The organism is Bacillus sp. NPDC057893, from assembly GCF_042796455.1.
Taxonomy (GTDB): Bacteria; Bacillota; Bacilli; order Bacillales; family Bacillaceae_G; genus Bacillus_A.
This window is the reverse complement of sequence record NZ_JBHVNG010000004.1, coordinates 148,094-168,689: the sequence shown is the minus strand read 5'-3', so window position 1 is coordinate 168,689 and position 20,596 is coordinate 148,094. Positions and strand designations below refer to the sequence as shown.

The following is a 20,596-nucleotide window of genomic DNA, read 5'->3' as shown; positions in this document are numbered from 1 at the left end:
TAAAAAACTTAACCGTGACCTAGAATTTTTCTATATAACTGATTTCTTTGAGAAAATGATTAAACTTTTTTATAACACCATAACTGAAAACTGCTAGAGAATAATCCATATAATATGGGTTTGTGGAGTGTTTTTGATTAAACTTTATTTCAAGCCAACACATTGACACCTCCATATTTCCCCTATTATTTACCTTAACTAAAAAAACAGCTAGTTAACCTGTTAAGTGAGAGTAGTTCAAATGATTAAATTTAGCTTTTTGAATAACGAGCATTATGATAACAAGCCCCTTTCCAAACTGGATAAGGGGCTATATATATCTTCAAACGATTACTCTTGATGATTGCTATTGAGTTTTAAGACTTTCTTACCATCTTTATAGTCAAGGCAAGACACTTCAATTAACAATCCATTAAACATTGTAAAATAAAAACCATAACTACTACCTCTCATTGCATACGGTTCCTTGTCTATTTCAATGCCACCAGCTACTAAACGATTATATGCATGATCAACTTCACTTGAAGTATCCACTAAAAAACCAATATGAAAAGCTTCCGGATACATAACTTCCTTATTCCCCTTAAATGCTTTTGGATCGCTTAGCACAAGTATAAATCCACTCTCATCACTCATCACTACTAGTGCCTTTCCCTTTTGCTCCAAAAATTGAAAATCAAAAAATGTTTCAAAGAAATGTCTCGCTTCTGATAAATCATCAACACATAGATTCATATGATTTAACTTCATTTACTCATCTCCTTTTAAGCAGAGGGTATATATACTCATATTGATAACACTTACATATGTAAAGAAAGATATACCGTCTAAGACTTTTTTATAGTCTTATGCTTTTTCCTATAGCTTAGAACGTTTTTCGAAAGGAATGCAATCATATGAACAATTCGACATGGAGTATCGATTTACCTATATAAGTTGACAAGTGTTATAGCCATATTATTTATTCTCCAAATTAAGTAAAATCCACTCAATCAAGGAAATTGCTGAAAAGATCCGCTCTGTCGTATCTCCTAAAAACACTTTATTAAGTAAATCATCAAAATTAGTCGGTTTAATAGATAATGCTTGAATATACCTTAAAGCAGATCCAGCTGGAGGTGTTGGTCTGTTATTAATAGCCCATATTCCCTCTAGCAATGTCCACATTGATGTGTGAACTATGTATGAAGCTTTTAACTCATCGTTTGCTTTCAAAGCAGCCTGAATTTTAATAAGCGAACTATGTAACCAATGAGAAATGCCTTTTACTTTATCACTAGAAACAGAATAATTTTCATATTTATGTTGAGCTATTTCCTTTAACCTTTTCAACTCACCGTTACTATCAAATAAAATTTCTCCTTCTAGAAAAGAGTATAATTCCATTGGATTATTTTTAAAGTTTAATTGAACTTGATCAAAATCTGCATACTTATATTCAATTAAAATATCATCTCTCATTTCAGAATGAAAATCTTTCTTTTGTCCGCCCTCTAAAAGAATATAGAAGTCTAAATCTGATTCAGGGCAAGCATCACCTCTTGCGACAGATCCGATAAGCATTAATCCACTTAATTCATTTCTAGCCATATATTCATTTAGAGTTTTATGTACTAACTCTTTATGGTTTTCATATGTAATAAATGAAAGGTTTTCTATCATTTCTACCCTCCAAGTTATCGAGCGCGTAATATAATTCTTATAAGAATAGATCGATATTTCTCAGTTTCTAAAATAAGCAAACACCTTTTAAACGATTTTGAATTATATTTTTTCTCATACATTTCCATTATACACACTGCTAATTGTTACATACCAAGCTCTATTTTATTTGCACATACGTGTGAAATGCTTAGTCGCATTGCTTTCTATTAATTCTTTGTGCAATTGGGTGATCATCCTTTAGTTGCAACAGATCCCATAAATTCCCGTATAAATCCTTAAATACTGCAACAATTCCGTATGATTGCTCTTTCGGTTCTCTCACAAATTCTATTCCTCTTGAAATCATTTCATTATAATCTCTCCAAAAATCGTCAGTATTTAAGAAAAGAAATACTCTACCACCTGATTGGTTACCAATAAAGGGCTCTTGCTCAGGTTTAGATGCCCTGGCTAGTAATATTGTAGTGCCGACTGAACCTGGAGGAGATACCACTACCCACCGTTTGTTTTCTTCTGGCTGATAAATATCTTCAACTAATGTGAAATTTAGTTTCTTTGTATAAAACTCTATTGCCTCATCATAGTCTTTTACTACTAATGCAATATGAACTATCGATTGAACCACTATTATCCCTCCTAATTTTCTCACTGATCGAGTTACATTATAGCATTTCTATTTTTAACCTGTCCGTTAATTCTTCTTACATCACATGCGAATCGTTCTCTTTATTCAATATAAATAACCATCTATCAGTAAACAGATAGATGGTTATTTATTTGAAAGATTATAATTAAGCAAATGTATTTTTACGACTTCTGATAAGCCGATTTCGATGATTTCACATAATAAACCCCATGCTCAACGTTAATGATATGATCTGGCTTCGGCTTACCACGGCCCGCTCTATGTCCAGCTAAATGCTCTTCACTCGTTTCCCAGTTCTTCCATGCTTCTTCAGATTCCCAGCGAATCATAACTACTACCTCTTCGTCTCCGCGTCTTACTTTTTTAACGAGAACACTTAAGTCGATGAATCCTTCAAATTTTTCAATAATTCCTTCTCCAGTAAAACGTTCTACAACTATATTAGATGTGCCTTCTTTTACTGTAAATGTCTTTGTTTCGATAAACATATATTCCACTCCCTCTTTGTAATACGATTACTAGTATTCTTCCATTATAATTGATTATGATAATTATTTTCAATTAAAAAGTTTCAAATTTTTAGAATTATGCTGATTTCTCCTCAATCGCCTCATCTAAAAATTTGAAATATGGGAGCAATATTCCTATTAAAGAAGTGACACATATAATCGAACCAATTATAAAATATAACACTCTCACTCCCCACATTTCACTCAGTATTCCTCCTAATAACACCCCTAATGGCATAGCGGATCGTATGAAAAATAACCGCACTGAAAATACTTTTCCTATCATATGATTTGGAACGACTTGTTGGCATATCGTCGTGTTATGAACATTGAAAAATGCAATACAAATCCCTGCAATTATTTCAATTATTACCGCAATTATAATACTATGATTGAACCCTAGAGAAATGTATGTGAGGCCCCCTATAAACAATCCTCCGAGCATAAGTATACGCCGACTTTTATATGTTACTTTTCCAACTAATATGGAACCAACTACGTAGCCAAGCGGGAAACCTGCCATGAAGTAACCGTACTCCGCATATCCCGCTGCCAGGTCATCTTTTATATAAGGAAGGTTTGTGACCATCGTTACCCCTACTCCAAACTGTACGAAAGTAAGAAATACACCGAGCCAAACGATTATTGGTTTTGTGAAAAAGTATGTAAAACCGTGAAGAAACTGTTCTAGCCACGTTTTTCTCAATTCTTGTTTTACTCTTTTTTCTTTTATGAAAAGTAACAATCCTCCACTAATGAATAGACAAACACATACGAACAACATTGTTAATTTGATTCCAATGAATTTAATAACGATACCACCTAATACTGGCGCAAGAAACATCATAAGACGAGTCATCCCATCAATATACGCATTCGCGTTTTGAAGCTGCTCTTTATTCACAACAGTTGGTGTAATCGCTTGGCTCGCAGGGGTATAAAGAGGCGTAATGAGACCAACTATAATTTGGACAACGTAAATGTGCCAAACTTCTATACTGCTAGTAACTAGCATCGCCAAAGGCAGTAAGAAAACAGATGCCCGCATCCATTGTGAAAAAATCATAATCCACTTTCGGCTCCATTTATCAATAAATGGCCCACTTATAAGTTGCAGTATAAGAGAAGGAATTAAATATAGTAACCACATACTGCTTAATGCTGTTTTCGATCCTGTTAACTCATATACAAGAATTGAATTACATAACGTCCCGAAAGCCCCGCCTAATTCTGAAATTGCACTACCAATCCACATATAAAAGAATGAACGGTTTTTCAATACACTTTTCACTATAGCTCACCAACTTTTCTATTAAATTCCTCCCTTTATGTACATTCTCGTTGTATATTATCTATTCAAAAATGTATCTAATTCTTTCGCTAACGACTGCACTGCTTTCTTCCTCAACACATATTTCCCGTCATGAATATCTACTAACTTTGCGGAACGTAAAAGTTTCAAATGATGATGTACTGTCGATTTTCCTAGTTGTAATCTTTCCGTTATATCTTGCAGCGTACGCTCTTGTTCAAATAGTAATTTTACAATACGGAGTCTTGCCTCATCCCCGAGCGCCTTATGTTTATGAACTAAAAAATAACTCGGCTCATATGGATCTTCTGGATGTATACTTTCATTTGCGACCGGATAATGAAACACTTTCGTATCTTCAATATCCGCTTCTATGTTCCACGGTCTGTACGTCATTTGCGGGATAAGAAGTACGTGATGGACACTTGGCTCTGGCATATAGTTCACTCCACCAGTCGCCCACTCGACAAACTCTTCCGGTTTCATCTTTTTATTCATTTCATTTTTCGCTTCATAATCTCGCTTTAATATAGAGAGCAGTTGCTCTTCTTCTTTCTTAATAACACCCTCATACCATCCTGTCATAGCATTAATTAAATGCCTCTTTAATAACTGGACGTCTACATTACATATAAACTCAATATACGTAGAAAAAAATTGATGTTCATGCGTTAGCTCCATTAATTCTTGTACCGCTGAAATTTCTCCGCTAGATGCTAAACGTCTTTTTTCTTGATGGATTTCTCCTAAAAACGGTAAACACACATATTTAAAATCTACTTCCGATAACGAATTGATATTATGAACAAACTGAGATAAATCCGTAAAATCTCCATCATACAGTAACTGTAGCAACGCTTTCCACGTATTGTGCTTCTCAACAAATTGCAAATGCTCCACCATTTCATGTGATAAAGATTGTCTTATTTCTTCCCATTCGCTTTGAGACTTTTCAAGCGTGTCGATTAACCTCTTATGAGTAATTGCCGCAATACCAAGTGCACATTCGAAAAGTATCGAATACCTCATTTGAATGTTGTACGTTTCCCTCTTTCTACTCGTTACGTGAAAGACTTCCATGTTATCCCCTCCTTATTTGCTATGTATTAAATTCTATATTTATCGAATTATACCTTCTAACTTTTTAGAATTTTAAAACCTTCTGAAACTTTATATTGCTACAAATTTTTAAACTTAAGCTGCAGTTGATTTCCTTGTTCAACTATGAGGCAGGTTTATTGAAGGAAAAGGAGAATTTATTGCATTAAGAAAAATGATTTAGAAAGCATAAGTTTATTTCTGCAATTACTACACCAGCGCCATATTGTTCTTTTAAAAACTTCCAAACATCAATCAGATGATAAGTAGGTACGTTCCTACCTAATTTATCTAACACTTATTGTTGGTCTATCTCATAGTTAAGGAGGCTATACGAATGGGTAAAAAAGAAATATTACAAAATGGGGTCAAGCAAGTTTTTTACGAAGAAGAATGGTATCCACCGATATCTGAAGCGTTAAAGAATCTTACCGCTGCCCAAGCATGTTGGCAACCAGAAGGAAAGGCCAGTAATACGATTTGGGAAAATACAAACCATTTACTAATCTTTAAAGAGCGCTTACTTTCCCGCTTACATCAAGATGACACATTTGTTGCTCCACAAAATAATGATGACACGTTTGTCCAAGGTGGACCTAATGATGATGAAGCGTGGCAACAAACAGTGAAGCGAACGCTTCAAGTACATGATGCCTTGCAATCTTCATTAACATCCCTTCAAGAAGCAGAACTGGATCAACCAAGTCCGTCTCTACCAGTTTGGCAACAATATCTGAATATCCTTTTGCACGATGCTTATCATACAGGACAAATTGTACAACTTCGTAAACTCCAAGGTTCATGGCCAGCTCATCGTTCATATTTATAAGCGATGATTAAAGATGATAGACAAGCATATGATTCTATATTTAGCAGAATAAGTACAAAAAAAAGCAAATGAGATTCTAACTCTCATTTGCTTTTTTTTATGTTGGAGAAACGTCCTACATGGATAAAATAAAACTTTAATCAGTGGGATTTTGTCCATCCCCACTGATTATTAACCCAAACCAACCGGGCATTTCCGGGCCATTATCTCCCGCCTCACTTCCTCGTATTCACCAAGTTTTGAGGTAGGAGTCTTACCGCCCATTAATACAATTCATTCACACTTATTAGTTCATCTGCGCATCGTTCAATAGCCCAATTATTTCACTTAACATTTCTTCTGTAAAAGCACCTGCGCTAAAGTTCACTAATGCTCGTAATGGCATATAGTTCAGCATAGCGTCCATCATTTCAGAGACATCACTATCCCCTTCAGCCATACTACCAAACGGACTGTCTTTTAATGCTTTTTCCATAAGTCCTTTTGCGATTGGTGCTAAGATTGGGTCCGCAAATATGTCCCCTAATAAAGTATTACGATGCACTGGTTTTTGAATTATAGTCGTTGATTGAACATACATGCTATCATGTAAAACGATCTCTTTTGAAGACTTTCCTACTAAAATTTCAAATTCACCTGTTTCAACATGCCAGTCCTTTAATTCAACATTATAATACGCAAATGATCTTTTATTTAAAGTAAAGCTAACCGTTTTTTCTTCTCCCCGCTGCAATTCTACTTTTTCAAATCCTTTTAGCTCTTTTTCAGGACGAGTCATACTACTTTCAACATCTTTTATATAAAGCTGAACAATTTCTTTCCCTGCCGTACTACCAGTATTTTTCACGTTAACACTGATAGAAACAGTGTCCGTATCCGTTATCTCTTTCTTATTTATTGAAAGATTACTATACTCAAAATTTGTATAGCTTAAACCAAAACCAAATGGGAACAACGGTTCAATATTTTTTGCATCGTAATAACGATATCCAACGAACACACCTTCTTTGTATTCCACTTTGTCACCTTCACCAGGGAAGTTTAAGTAAGAAGGATTATCGCTTAACACTTTCGGGAATGTTTCCGCTAATTTCCCGCTTGGATTCACATCACCAAATAATAAATCAGCAATCGCTCCGCCTAATGCTTGTCCACCTAAATAGCCTTCAAGTATTCCTTTTACTTTACCTATCCATGGCATTTCAATTGGAGCACCGTTACTTAAAACTACAACGATATTACTTTGAACTTCAGCGATCGCCTCAATTAATTGCACGTGATTTTCTGGCATCTGTAAATGCTTTCGATCAAAGCCTTCTGACTCATAACGATCTGGAAGTCCAACGAAAAGGACCGCTGTATCTGCTCGCTCTGTTATTTTTTTCGCTTCGTTAACCATGCTTTCATTTACATCATCACTGGCAATGTCATAGCCTTGGGAAAATAATATGTTCGTTTTTTCACCTGATACCGTTTCAATTTCTTCAAGAATACTTTCAAGCTTTGTTGGATTAATATGAGAGCTTCCGCCGCCTTGAAAACGTGGTTGCTTTGCAAACCCTCCAATTACCGCTACCGTTCCCTCTTTTTTCAGCGGAAGAATGGAATCTTCATTTTGTAACATAACCATACTTTCACTTGCAACTTCTCTTGCAAGCTGATGATGCGCGTCCTTACTATATACAGCGTTTTCTAATTGGTTATCATAAGCTTTAAAAATAATGTAAAGTAGACGCTCTACTGCTTGATCAAGCTTTTCTACAGATAGCTTACCACAGTTAACTGCATCAACAATTTTCTTCTCACCAATTCCAAAGCTTGAAGGCATTTCTAACTCCAAACCGTTCGCTAGACTTGCAACACGCTCATTTACTGCACCCCAATCAGAAACGACAAAACCTTCAAATCCCCATTCATCTTTTAAAATATCATTTAATAAATAGTTATTTTCCGAAGCGTATTCACCATTCACTTTGTTGTAAGCGCTCATTACTGTCCAAGGCTGTGCTTCCTTAATAACATCTTCAAAGCTAGCAAGATAGATTTCACGCAATGTTCTTTCATCAACAATTGCATCTACTGACATTCTGCGATGCTCCTGATTATTAGCAGCGAAATGTTTTAATGACGTTCCAACCCCTTGACTTTGTACGCCTTTCACATGGTTTGCAGCCATTTGTGATGATAAATATGGGTCCTCTGAAAAATATTCAAAGTTTCTTCCGCATAGCGGCGAACGTTTAATATTTGCACCTGGTCCAAGGAGAACTCCTACATTTTCAGCCTGACATTCTTCTCCTAATGCAACTCCTACTTGTTTTATTAATTCTTTATTCCATGTACTTGCTAACCCTACCGCTGAAGGGAAACAAGTCGCTGGAATACTGTTATAAATCCCTAAGTGATCTGCTCCCTCTGCCTGTTTTCTAAGTCCGTGTGGTCCATCAGTTACCATAATTGAAGGAATTCCTAATCGCTCAATCCCTTTTGTATTCCAAAAGTCTAATCCAGAACATAGACTTGCCTTTTCTTCTAATGTCATTTGTGAAATGATTTTCTTAATATCTCTTTTCATGATAGCCCTCCTAAAAAATAATTAAGCAAACGCTTTCTTAATGTCATTATAGTTATTATTCTTTAGATATTATGGTATATTTTTTAGAATATTGGTAAAAATTTTAGCTGATTATATTTATGGTTAAACCGTACTCTCTTTCGCTCTTATTTTAAAACCTTTGCTTAGGAGAGGATTTTAACTTGTACATATATAGGCTAATGCTTAAAGAATAGAGGTTAAAATAATGAATTGCTCCAAACTTGAAGATTTATATTATATTTGTAAGCTAGTCTTTGACATACATAAAACACCTATCTTTTTCATTGATAACAAAGGGGATTTGGCATTTGAAATCTCGCCCAATTTTCAGCATAACCCTTTGTATTCTTCAAAAGAGGCGTTATTTAATCAACTATTTAAGGGAAATCCACCCTATACTTTTCCGGTACTTGAAGAGACTGCCTTTCTTGAAAATTTTTTCTCAATTAACTTACGTTTAAACGATCAACTTTGCGGGAATATCATCGTTGGACCAGTCCTTTATTCCAGGTTATTAGAAACCTCAATTAAAGGAATCGTTAATGATCTTCAACTAAAAATAAACAAAGAGGAAATGATTCGCTATTATCAATCTCTCCCTGTTTTAAGCAATTTGCAATTTTTAAATATAAGCATGGTTCTTTATTACATGCTGTATCAACAAAAATTAGACATTGCTGATATTTTGCAAAAAAATATACTGTTAAAAAAGGATGATTTTGAGATTGAACAGCCCGCTATACATATATCGGAGCAACGTCAAAGTACATTAACTCATATCGATCCACTAGTTGAAAGGAAAATATTTGAGTGTATTAAGGAAGGAAAAAAGGATGATTTAATTAAAAATCTAAGAAAATTACCTGAATCAGGAGATCTTGGGGTGTTGTCAAAAACAAGTCACCTGCGAAGCCAGAAAAATTCTGCCATCGCAGCAATTACACTTGCGACAAGGTCGGCTATAGATGGTGGACTATTCCCTGAAATCGCATATACCCTCAGTGATTTATTAATTCAAAAACTCGAAGAAATAAAAAAAAGTGAAGCCATTTCCCCATTTTTAGAGAATGCTTTACTTGAGTTCTCAGAACGAGTTAAAAACGGGAAAATGCAAAAACATTCAAAGCCTATAAACATATGCCAAAATTATATATTTACTCATCTTTACGAAGATATTACACTATCCCATCTAGCAGAAATAGTCGTATTAAATCCTAGTTATCTATCTTCCCTTTTCAAGAAAGAAGTTGGAATTTCATTAGGCGAATATATTCAGCGTGCTAAGATAGATGAGTCAAAAAGCTTAATGACCTATACAAAACATTCTATATCAGAAATCTCCACACTATTAAATTTCCATGACCAAAGTCATTTTACAAAGGTCTTTAAAAAACATACTGGTATTTCACCTAAACAATTTAAAAATGGACACAGTTATTAGTTTAGAAAATTTTATCATACTTCCAATAATTATTGTCCTTCGTTCTACCAATAGATTTATTTTGTTGCTTTACATTATTAATACATATCCTTTATAAAGCGAAAAAACATTAATTTTTAGTACATAAATTGAAATAGACTAATCCCAAACATAATTTACATTCTTCATAACTTCTGATCATAATCCAAATTTGGAAGAATAGAGGCTTTTTTATATACAAATAATAAGCCTCAAGGAGTTGTTGACATGCATTTCATATTAAATATGTTAGGGATTTTTGTTGTAATATTAATCGTTTTTCTATGTTCGCCTAATAAAAAACAAATAAAATGGAGACCAATCGTTATTCTAATAATATTGGAGCTTTTTATTACGTGGTTTATGTTAGGCACGAAATTAGGCAGTATTATAATTAATAAAATTGCGTCATTTTTCAGTTGGCTACTTTCATGTGCGAATGAAGGTATTCGATTTGCATTTCCTTCAGCTATGGAAAATCAAACAGTTGATTTCTTCTTTAGCGCATTACTTCCTATCATTTTTGTTATCACTTTTTTTGATATTCTTTCGTATTTTGGAGTCTTAACTTGGATTATTGATAAAGTAGGTGCAATCATTTCAAAGATTTCTCGTTTACCAAAGTTAGAAAGCTTCTTTTCCATTCAAATGATGTTTTTAGGAAATACGGAAGCACTTGCAGTTGTTCGTGATCAATTATCTGTTTTAAAAGAAAATCGTTTGTTGACTTTTGGAATTATGAGTATGAGTAGCGTCAGCGGATCCATTCTTGGTGCTTATCTATCAATGGTTCCAGCAACATATATTTTCAGCGCTATTCCTTTAAACTGTATTAACGCATTAATTTTAGCCAATGTTTTAAATCCTATTGAAGTTACTAAAGAAGAAGATGTTATTTATAAACCTTCAAAAAATGAAAAAAAAGATTTCTTTTCTACTATTTCTAACAGTATGTTAGTCGGAATGAATATGGTTATCGTTATTTTAGCTATGGTAATTGGATATGTAGCTTTAACAGCATGTTTAAATGGTATTTTAAGCTTTTTTGTAGCAGGTTTAACAATTCAAAAAATCTTCTCGATTATCTTTAGTCCCTTCGCTTTTTTACTTGGTTTATCAGGCAAAGATGCTATGTATGTAGCAGAATTAATGGGGATAAAAATAACAACGAATGAATTTGTTGCAATGATGGATTTAAAATCAAACCTAAATTCTTTACAGCCGCATACGATTGCGGTTGCAACTACATTTCTAGCTTCTTTTGCTAACTTTAGTACAGTAGGTATGATCTACGGAACTTACAATTCATTATTTGGCGGAGAAAAATCATCGATAATCGGTAAAAATGTTTGGAAGCTTCTTGTTAGCGGAATGGCTGTTTCCTTATTAAGTGCTATGCTTGTGGGGCTTTTTGTATGGTAAATGAATATTGATTTCGTTTTAATTACAAAAGACACCCGAATTAAATTGGGTGTCTTCATTAAATTATTTTGATTGTTCTTTTATAATTCTTATCTCCGAATCTGTCCACTTCCACGAATCACATATTTTGTGGAAGTCAATGCAGGTAGCCCCATTGGTCCCCTTACGTGTAGCTTTTGTGTACTGATGCCAATTTCTGCGCCGAATCCGAATTCAGATCCATCTGTAAAACGAGTCGATGCATTATGATAAATCGCTGCGGCATCAACGGATGTGAAAAACTTGCTGACATTTTCCTCGTTCTCTGTAATAATCGCTTCGGAATGCATGGATCCATACGTATTTATGTGATGAATCGCTTCTTCTACTGTAGAAACTACTTTAACTGCTAGCGTGAGAGATAAAAACTCTGTTTCCCAATCCTCTTCTAAAGCTAATGCAATAGAAGAATCAATTGCCAATGCTTTCTTATCACCACGTAGCTCCACGCCTCTTTCCTTCAAGGAAGAAAACAGCTCGCTACCAAATTGCTGCGCCCAATTCTCATGAAGTATAATCGTTTCAATTGCATTACATACAGATGGACGCTGCGTTTTTGCGTTTACAATAATATCAAATGCCATTTGTTTATCCGCTGTTTCATCAATAAAAACATGACAATTTCCCGCACCTGTTTCAAGTACTGGAACAGATGCTTCTCTCACTACAGTATCTATTAACTGCTTGCCGCCTCTTGGGATAAGAACATCCAAGTACTCATTCAATGTAAACAACTGCTTTGCACTATCGCGCGTTGTATCTTCTATGAGCTGTACACTTTCTGAAGGCAAGCTTGTTTGTTTGAGCGCCCGGTGAATAACGCTAACGATGGCTTTGTTAGAATGAATAGCAGAAGAACTACCACGTAGTATTACTGCGTTTCCTGTTTTTAAGCAAATTGTAGCCGCATCCACTGTCACATTCGGCCTTGCCTCGTAAATCATTCCGACAACACCAAGTGGTACGCGCATCTCCTGAATAGATAGTCCATTTGGTCGTTCCCATGCACTTACACATTCTCCAACAGGATCACGTAAATCAATTAACTGCTTAATGCCCTCTGTCATATCGATGATACGCTGTTCATTCAGCATAAGACGATCAAGAAGAGACTCAGAAAATCCTTTCGCCTTACCTTCTTCAATATCCCGTTTGTTTTCCTCTAAAATATAAGCTGTTTCTACTATTAACTGATCAGCAATCGCAGCAAGTGCTTCGTTTTTTTGATTTGTAGATTTAAGCACAAGTTCTCTAGCAACCTCTTTCGCCTTTTTCCCCTTTGCCAACACTTCATTCATTTTTATTTCCTCCTTTTTTAAGGTTAATCAGTATAAAATTTGAGATCTTTTTAACGCTAGTAATGCACTATCCTACTTATTAGAATTAGAACGGTCTCTATTCTTAAAATGAAACCCAATGATCTCTATGGATGACTTCATAGCTATGCCTTTCGCCTCTTGCTTGAATATCTTGGCTTTGCATACCTTTTAGATCCCTTAGTTCCTCTGCACTATATGTGCATTGTCCTTTTCCTATTACTCGCCCTTGTTGCGTGATTACCTCAACAACTTCGCCCACTTGGAAAAATCCTGACACATTTGTAACACCAGCAGGAAGAAGGCTCTTTCCATGCTGAATGATAGCGGTAGCTGCCCCGGCATCTACTTCAATTTGTCCGCTAACGAGCGAATGTAAGGCGATCCATTGCTTGTTCATCTTAATCACTTTTTGAGGAGCATTCCCGATATATGTTCCATCACCTTTTCCCTTCATAACATCTAAAAACTTCTCCTGTCCACATCCCGTTCCGATAAATACACTCACTCCAAGAGATAGTGCCGTCTTTGCAGCATCGATTTTTGATTTCATACCGCCAGTCCCAAGTTTTGAGCCAGCATCTCCTGCAAGAGAAGCAATTTCTTCCGTTACCTCAGGAAGGAAATGATATTTTTTCGCATCCGCATTTTTCTGAGGATTTTGGTCATATAAACCGTTCACATCTGTAAAAATCATGAGCATATCCGCCGAAACAAGTCCGCTTACTAAAGCTGACAGCATATCATTATCACCGAACGTCAGCTCTTCTAAAGAAATGGAATCATTTTCATTGATTATAGGAAGAGCGGAACGATTTAGTAGCTCTCCTAAAGTAGCGTAAGCGTTACTGTATTGTTCTTTTCTAGAAAAGTCACTTCTCGTTAGTAAAAGTTGTGCAGTAACGATACCATATTTACGGAATTCCTCCGTGTACGCCTGCATTAATAAACTTTGCCCGACAGCGGCAGCAGCCTGTTTCCCTTTAATTGTCACAGGTCTACTAGGATACCCTAGAGCAGAAAAACCTGCAGCGACTGCCCCAGATGTAATCAACAAAACTTCATGCCCTTCCTCTTTCAATCGTGCCAATGCGGCAACGTGATCTGAAAGTTGTTCTTTACAGATGCCTCCATGACTCGCTGCCAAGGAACTACTCCCAATCTTTACAACAATTCGTTGTTTTTTCACTTTTTATCCCCCAAGTCTAAAATCAAAGTTTTTATAAAGTGAAACTTTAATCAGTGGGGGTTTTGTTCATCCCCCCACTGATTATTAGTTGAACCAATCGGGCATTTATGGGCAGTTGATCTCCCACCTACCTTCTTTGCTCCACCTGAATTTTGAGGTGGGAGTTTTACTGCCCGTTAATGCGGGATAAATTACACTTTTATTTATACAGTTTGCAGCTATGTCTATCCTCATCAATGCTGCACCTATAGTATTAAAGGGCAAAATAAAAATGACCGCTTCGCCCTTAATAAAATAAAAAGGACGAAACGATCATTGTTCCGCGGTACCACCTTAATTGATATACATAGATATCCACTTGGCGCCTATAACGCAGGCGTACGCCTAAACTTTCATTTAAGACTCAGGGATAGGTTCGATACATTCTATACGAGGAATCTTTCAGCCGGTGAATTCCACTCTCTTTCGCAAGAAGACATATGTACTATTTCCCTTCAACGATTTTTAATTTAATTTTTTATATTATGCTATATATTTCGTTTTTGTGTCAAGAGATATTTTGCAAAATGAATATGACGACAAGTTTCTTGTATGAGATTATGGACATACTGGATGATAGTGAAAATTGATATAACTATACTCATATTCATAAACATAAAATCTTTTTAAAAAATCTCTCCTGCCATTCATGCGATTAATAACATATATTGTTCTCCATACCAAGGTATATAAAGTGAAACTTTAATCAGTGGGGGGTGTTCATCCCCCACTGATTATTAGCCTTCACCAATCGGGCGTTTACAGTCAGCCCGACTCCCACCTAACTTCTTTGCTCCACCTGAATTTTGAGGTGGGAGTTTTACTGTCCACAAATAGCGGGATAACATAAAACCTTTAAATATAATGCGTGTACTTACTTAATATCGAATATAATTTTTTTATATTTTGTATTGCAAAAAGGCACACACTCTCTTAAAATGTTTCTTTATATTGCATGGAGATATCATTGTTATTTTAGAATAATAATGATATCAGATTGATATAATTTATGATAAAAGGAGCCAGATTGAGTTATTATGGACAAACAAATTGGATTCATCGGATGCGGAAATATGGGAATGGCTATGATTGGCGGGATGATAAACAAAAATATAGTGTCTTCAAATGAAATCATTTGTTCAGATTTAAACACTACTAATTTAAAACATGTTAGTGAAAAATATGGACTAACTACAACTACTGACAACAATGAAGTAGCTAAAAATGCTGATATTTTAATTTTATCAATTAAACCAGACCTATACGCATCAATAATTAACGAAATAAAAGAAGTGATCAAAAACGATGTTATCGTCGTAACGATCGCTGCAGGAAAAAGCATTAAAAGTACTGAGGATGCTTTTCATAAAAAGTTAAGGGTTGTACGAGTAATGCCTAATACACCTGCTCTTGTTGGAGAAGGAATGTCTGCGTTATGTCCTAATGAAATGGTTACAGAAAAAGATTTAGAAGATATACTAAACATTTTCAATAGTTTTGGTCAAACAGAGATCGTAAGCGAAAAATTAATGGATGTTGTAACATCTGTAAGTGGTTCTTCGCCAGCATACGTATATATGATTATAGAAGCGATGGCAGATGCTGCTGTACTAGATGGTATGCCAAGAAATCAAGCATATAAATTCGCAGCTCAAGCTGTGTTAGGCTCTGCAAAAATGGTACTAGAAACCGGAATGCATCCAGGTGCATTGAAAGATATGGTTTGTTCCCCAGGCGGAACGACAATAGAAGCTGTAGCAACATTAGAGGAAAAAGGCTTACGAACAGCCATCATTTCAGCTATGCAGCGTTGTACACAAAAGTCTGTTGAACTATCTAGGCAAACTAAAAAGTAATAAATAAGTGTAAAGAAACCTACTTTAAATACATTCACATATCTTTAAACAGTTTTAGACTATATGCACATTTCATTTACATACTCCTCCTTTTTCACCAGTAACTGAACGGACAAATTCAAGGATAATTGAGTTTGTCCGTTTTGTATTTTGTTATTCTAAAATAATTCACCTGTTCTTATTATCATTTATTTCATAGCGTAATACACTTTTATTTATTAAGGTAACATCATTTTCATATGTATTTGCTGCAGACACGTTTCTTGTAAGACATGATGCACACCAGATGAAATATACTCAGAGACTAAGCATAAATCTATTGAAAAAAGTAATATCAATCGTCTCAAATTGTTAACATAATATTTTTATTGTATCCTTATATTAATACCTACTATTTCCTAATCCTCCGCAATTACAATTTAAATCATTTAAATTTTCTCCATATCGTGCATCTACTAGTTAAACAAAAACTCCCCTTAAATCGAAAATGATTAAGGGGAGTCAGTTATATGTGGTGAAGTTATAGTTCTGATTTTACTGGAATAGAAACATTGTTTTTCACTAATTTTTTGACGTCTTTAAAGCTAACAAAATTGTTACTTTTCTCATCCCATAGACGGAAACGAATTGAACGCAAACTTGTAGCAAGAGTAATCGTTGGTACATTTTTTAAAGGAAGCGTATTATTGTGTGCCTCTTCTAGTTTATAGTTAGGTACTCTTGGACTTAAATGGTGAACATGATGAAATCCAATATTACCAGTTAGAAATTGCAGGATTTTGGGAAGTTTATAAAACGAACTCCCTTCCACTGCCGCTTTCACATATTCCCAATCTTTATCTTCTTCAAAATAAGAATCCTCGAAGGTGTGCTGTACGTAAAACAGCCAAATACCTATTGAACCTGCTATTAAGAATATGGAACCATGTACTAAAAGAAACGATTGCCATCCAATTGCCCAGCAAAGTAATCCTACTAAAGCAACAATTAAAACATTCGTCAAATAGGTGTTCATGCGTTCCTTCTTTCTAGCACCTTTTCGGTTAAATCTATTTTTAAGTAGGAAAACATAAATCGGACCTAATACAAACATAACGAATGGATTGCGATATAAACGATATGCTAAACGGAGTCTAAATGGCGCTGCCAAATATTCATTCACTGTAAGGGTCCAAATATCTCCTGTACCTCGCTTATCCAAATTACCACTTGTAGCGTGATGCACGGAATGCTCATGCCCCCATTGATCAAATGGGAATAAAGTTAAAACACCCATACATGTCCCTACTATTCTATTTACACGGCGACTTTTAAAAAAAGAATGATGGGTACAATCATGAAAAATAATGAAAACCCGTGTCATAAATCCAGCGGCTAACAGAGATGGAACTAATGCTAACCAATAAGAAACGGACAGGCTTTTATAAGCAAGGTACCATAAGATAATAAATGGCACTACCGTATTGATGATTTGCCAAACACTTTTTTTTGCCGTTGATTTTTCAAAAGGAGCAACTTGTTTTTTTAAATTTTTAGTATTTTGTAATGTCATTTTTTCTAATTCCTTTCCTTTATGTTGCTAATTCGTATTATAACACATTATTAGTAGTAGGTGTTATACGTAGGTATAATAAATATTTTATACTATGAAAATCTCTTTTTTCTTACTCATTCCTTACAAATTACTTACGTCCAAAATAGCTTCTATTATAGGATAGCAGGAGCATTTGTGCCGGAAATTTCGAAGTTTTTCCCAATAAATATATTAATTAAAAAGAAACACAGAGTTTTTTTCACTTCTGTACTGCCCCGTTTCCACAATAAGAAATGAGCTGTCCTGCTTTTTTCGTCTCAGCTTTTACCTCGTTATCGTTCATTATGCTTCCTGTACCTAGTACAATCGTTCCCACTAATGCTAGCCTCATTATCTTTTTACGAATATTCATCATTGTTGCTCCTCCATAAGCTGTTTTCGACATCCTCAATGTAAACAAGGATTTGATTTTCCATAACATTTACGCAAGCTTATATTTATTCTTTTTTATTATTAATTCCCCATTGTCAGGAAACTAACAATAACCAGTTTTCTAAAACGATAAAAAACGAATAACATGCACAATGAATGTAATATTCACTTGTTGCAACTGATTTTACCGGAACCGGATCTATTTCATGAAACAAATCAAATTACATTTAAAATAAAAAACTAGTCTATTTTGAAAACCTCCCTCACTTTTATTTAACTGTTATTCTATATAAAATATAAAAATTCAACGTCCGTTTATTTAATTTTAAATCTATGATATATTCAAAATATTAATCCCGCAAAGTTAATAAAATGAAAACAAGGGAAATTTATGAAAAAATATATTTTATATTCATACTAAAATCACATAGTTTTTAGTATAGAAAGGAGATTCAAAATTTGAATAAGAATTTAACCAAAATTACATTAATAAGCGGTATCGCTCTTATACTTTATCATTTTTTCAAATGGTATTTAGTTGAATTCCTTACCCCATTTGTTATGCCATTTCTTTCAATAATAGTTCATGGATTGTTTTTCTTAATATTAATTTTCACAATCATACATCTTATCAAATACAAAAATTGGAAACCATTAATTATTCAATTAATCATAGTAATTACTTGGATATGTATACCATTTAATGAGATTTATATAAATTTAGATTTTATTATCTATAAAGAAGACCGTGAAAAAGTTATAGCACTTATAGAACATAAAGAGTTAACTCCTAATGTTCATTATGATAGTAGACAAATTCATTTACCTAAACAGTTTGCATCCACTTCCAAAAACGGTGGGGATGTAATTATTCAACAAAATAAAAATGGTATTTCTGTTTTCTTTTTTACTTATCGTGGTATATTAGATAATTTTTCAGGATTTATTTATACACCAAATGATACTAGACCAAACAAATACGACTTTAATAATGAATATAAAGAAATCACAAAAATAGAAAAAAACTGGTATTATGTCACATCATATTAAAGAACACAAAAATTTTCTTTTAATTATATTAAAAACATACCTTATTTATAGAAAGGGAATGCTTGTATACTATATACAGATCTATACTGCATTCCCTAATTAGGCCCGAAACGGATTCTTGTCGTATTAGCTCATTCAAGGTGATGCAATTTTTTTACAAGCGATACATCTTTTTTATCATATACGTCGCTTTAACACCACTCAATATAGAGGTTGCTGTTTCAAATGACTCGAACCTTACCATAGGAGTAGCATCACACATCCATCAACTTAAGAATTTTCTCGTTTTGGATTATTTGTTTTTCTCAGCTTGATTGTGACAGGGCACTGCCAACAAAAAGCGATTTTCGTACGCTAAGCGATCTTTTATATAAAAAAGCCGATTTCCTGTAATCTAAAGGATAATCGGCTTTTTACTATTCATTTATTTGTAGTAGTTGAAGAAATTCTAAAGGTATAATCATATTAATTATTATCTATAAAACAATTCGTTTCTCAATTTCTGAATCGAAATAATGAACTTTGTCCATGTTTAAACCTAGCTCTATATTTGATTGACTTTGCACATCTAAAGATGTGTCCACACGTGCAACAAAAGATTGTCCATTAATATTAGAATATAGATATGTTTCTGCTCCCATTAATTCTGCTACATCAATCGGTACTGTTACTTTTGCGTTATATGGTAAATCCTCGATTTCTTTTCCATAATAAAAGTCTTCTGGACGTATTCCTATTATGATTTCTTTATTCGTATAGCCCTTATTTCGCAAGCCTTTCATCTTCTCTTCTGGCACTTCAATTTTCCACTTATCAATCATAACTGCATTATCTGTTAATACTCCTTTGAAAAAATTCATTCCAGGAGAACCAATGAATCCGCCGACAAATACATTCTCTGGATTATCATACACTTCTTTCGGTGTACCGACTTGCTGTATAATCCCATCTTTTAGTACAACTAAGCGCGTCGCCATCGTCATAGCTTCAATTTGATCATGCGTGACATATACAGATGTCGTTTGCAGCTGTTGATGTAATTTTGTAATCTCAGCACGCATTTGAACGCGCAATTTCGCATCTAAGTTTGATAAAGGCTCGTCCATTAAAAATACCTTTGCATTTCGAACAATCGCTCGACCTAAGGCAACACGCTGGCGCTGCCCACCCGAAAGTGCTTTTGGCTTTCGGCTTAAATACTGCTCAAGTCCAAGAATTTTTGCTGCGTGTTGCACACGCTGGTCAATTGCTTCTTTACTATACTTTCGTAGTTTTAATCCAAATGCCATGTTTTCATACACACTCATATGCGGATAAAGTGCATAGTTTTGAAATACCATTGCAATATCTCTATCTTTCGGTGTAACATCATTTACACGTTTTCCGTCAATATAAAAGTCGCCCTCTGAAATCTCCTCAAGTCCTGCAATCATACGTAATGTTGTAGATTTTCCACACCCTGAAGGGCCAACCAAAACGATAAATTCTCCATCATTTACTTCTAGGTTAAAATCTTTTACGATAGTCACATCATGATCATATTTTTTGTAAATGTTTTTGAATGATAGTTGAGCCATAATATCCTCCTAGAATTTGAGCTATATT

17 protein-coding genes and 1 other annotated feature are annotated in these 20,596 nt (G+C 34.6%); of the genes, 5 read left to right on the top strand and 12 right to left on the bottom strand.

The features are described from left to right. Positions 1–330: 330 nt before the first annotated feature. From ACFVQC_RS19280 to ACFVQC_RS19255, 6 genes are all read right to left on the bottom strand, one after another. Entirely contained in the window at positions 331–750 is a 420-nt protein-coding gene (locus ACFVQC_RS19280) for a VOC family protein (protein WP_219919115.1), read from the bottom strand. 207 nt (positions 751–957) lie between these two features. After that, a complete protein-coding gene (locus tag ACFVQC_RS19275) occupies positions 958–1,662 on the bottom strand; it encodes a nucleotidyltransferase domain-containing protein (RefSeq protein ID WP_377898948.1) in 705 nt (234 codons plus the stop codon). 190 nt (positions 1,663–1,852) lie between these two features. After that, entirely contained in the window at positions 1,853–2,290 is a 438-nt protein-coding gene (locus ACFVQC_RS19270) for a VOC family protein (RefSeq protein ID WP_000250787.1), read from the bottom strand. A gap of 182 nt (positions 2,291–2,472) precedes the next feature. After that, positions 2,473–2,799: a heme-degrading monooxygenase HmoA gene (gene hmoA, locus ACFVQC_RS19265; protein ID WP_070139454.1), complete on the bottom strand. Its 327-nt coding sequence runs from the start codon at positions 2,797–2,799 to the stop codon at positions 2,473–2,475. A 97-nt stretch (positions 2,800–2,896) separates the two neighbouring features. Next, positions 2,897–4,111 (bottom strand): MFS transporter, encoded by a 1,215-nt coding sequence (locus ACFVQC_RS19260; RefSeq protein ID WP_377898947.1) that lies wholly within the window; start codon positions 4,109–4,111, stop codon positions 2,897–2,899. Positions 4,112–4,168: 57 nt separating this feature from the next. Beyond that, complete coding sequence (locus ACFVQC_RS19255) at positions 4,169–5,212, bottom strand: ArsR/SmtB family transcription factor (protein ID WP_377898946.1); 1,044 nt, start codon at positions 5,210–5,212, stop codon at positions 4,169–4,171. A 355-nt stretch (positions 5,213–5,567) separates the two neighbouring features. Here ACFVQC_RS19255 and ACFVQC_RS19250 point away from each other — a divergent pair, with 355 nt between their 5' ends. Next, positions 5,568–6,059 carry a DinB family protein gene (locus ACFVQC_RS19250; RefSeq protein WP_377895138.1) on the top strand — a complete coding sequence of 164 codons (492 nt, stop codon included), beginning with the start codon at positions 5,568–5,570 and terminating at the stop codon, positions 6,057–6,059. A 286-nt stretch (positions 6,060–6,345) separates the two neighbouring features. On the opposite strand, the gene ACFVQC_RS19245 is transcribed toward ACFVQC_RS19250, so the two are convergent. Beyond that, positions 6,346–8,634: a glycoside hydrolase family 3 C-terminal domain-containing protein gene (locus ACFVQC_RS19245; protein WP_377898945.1), complete on the bottom strand. Its 2,289-nt coding sequence runs from the start codon at positions 8,632–8,634 to the stop codon at positions 6,346–6,348. Between the two features lie 226 nt (positions 8,635–8,860). Between ACFVQC_RS19245 and ACFVQC_RS19240 the strand changes: the two genes are divergently transcribed. Then, a complete protein-coding gene (locus tag ACFVQC_RS19240) occupies positions 8,861–10,096 on the top strand; it encodes a helix-turn-helix domain-containing protein (protein WP_377895133.1) in 1,236 nt (411 codons plus the stop codon). A 246-nt stretch (positions 10,097–10,342) separates the two neighbouring features. After that, the gene (locus ACFVQC_RS19235) at positions 10,343–11,536 is read left to right on the top strand and encodes a NupC/NupG family nucleoside CNT transporter (protein WP_377895131.1); all 1,194 of its coding nucleotides are present in this window, start codon (positions 10,343–10,345) and stop codon (positions 11,534–11,536) included. Positions 11,537–11,625: 89 nt separating this feature from the next. On the opposite strand, the gene ACFVQC_RS19230 is transcribed toward ACFVQC_RS19235, so the two are convergent. Both ACFVQC_RS19230 and proB read right to left on the bottom strand, forming a co-directional pair. After that, the gene (locus ACFVQC_RS19230; protein WP_377898944.1) at positions 11,626–12,873 is read right to left on the bottom strand and encodes a glutamate-5-semialdehyde dehydrogenase; all 1,248 of its coding nucleotides are present in this window, start codon (positions 12,871–12,873) and stop codon (positions 11,626–11,628) included. Positions 12,874–12,976: 103 nt separating this feature from the next. Continuing rightward, entirely contained in the window at positions 12,977–14,080 is a 1,104-nt protein-coding gene (gene proB / locus ACFVQC_RS19225; RefSeq protein WP_377898943.1) for a glutamate 5-kinase, read from the bottom strand. Positions 14,081–14,376: 296 nt separating this feature from the next. Further along, positions 14,377–14,587: a binding site (T-box leader), on the bottom strand. A 569-nt stretch (positions 14,588–15,156) separates the two neighbouring features. Here proB and proC point away from each other — a divergent pair. Further along, positions 15,157–15,975 carry a pyrroline-5-carboxylate reductase gene (gene proC / locus ACFVQC_RS19220; protein ID WP_377895126.1) on the top strand — a complete coding sequence of 273 codons (819 nt, stop codon included), beginning with the start codon at positions 15,157–15,159 and terminating at the stop codon, positions 15,973–15,975. A gap of 520 nt (positions 15,976–16,495) precedes the next feature. On the opposite strand, the gene desA is transcribed toward proC, so the two are convergent. Next, positions 16,496–17,527, bottom strand: a complete 1,032-nt coding sequence (gene desA, locus ACFVQC_RS19215) for a Delta(5) desaturase DesA (RefSeq protein ID WP_377895124.1) — start codon at positions 17,525–17,527, stop codon at positions 16,496–16,498. A gap of 241 nt (positions 17,528–17,768) precedes the next feature. Beyond that, positions 17,769–17,924: a hypothetical protein gene (locus ACFVQC_RS19210; RefSeq protein WP_377895123.1), complete on the bottom strand. Its 156-nt coding sequence runs from the start codon at positions 17,922–17,924 to the stop codon at positions 17,769–17,771. A 476-nt stretch (positions 17,925–18,400) separates the two neighbouring features. Between ACFVQC_RS19210 and ACFVQC_RS19205 the strand changes: the two genes are divergently transcribed. Then, positions 18,401–18,991 carry a hypothetical protein gene (locus tag ACFVQC_RS19205; RefSeq protein WP_002147036.1) on the top strand — a complete coding sequence of 197 codons (591 nt, stop codon included), beginning with the start codon at positions 18,401–18,403 and terminating at the stop codon, positions 18,989–18,991. Positions 18,992–19,467: 476 nt separating this feature from the next. Here ACFVQC_RS19205 and ACFVQC_RS19200 read toward each other — a convergent pair whose 3' ends face one another. Continuing rightward, positions 19,468–20,568 (bottom strand): ABC transporter ATP-binding protein, encoded by a 1,101-nt coding sequence (locus ACFVQC_RS19200; protein WP_377898942.1) that lies wholly within the window; start codon positions 20,566–20,568, stop codon positions 19,468–19,470. Positions 20,569–20,596: the final 28 nt, after the last annotated feature.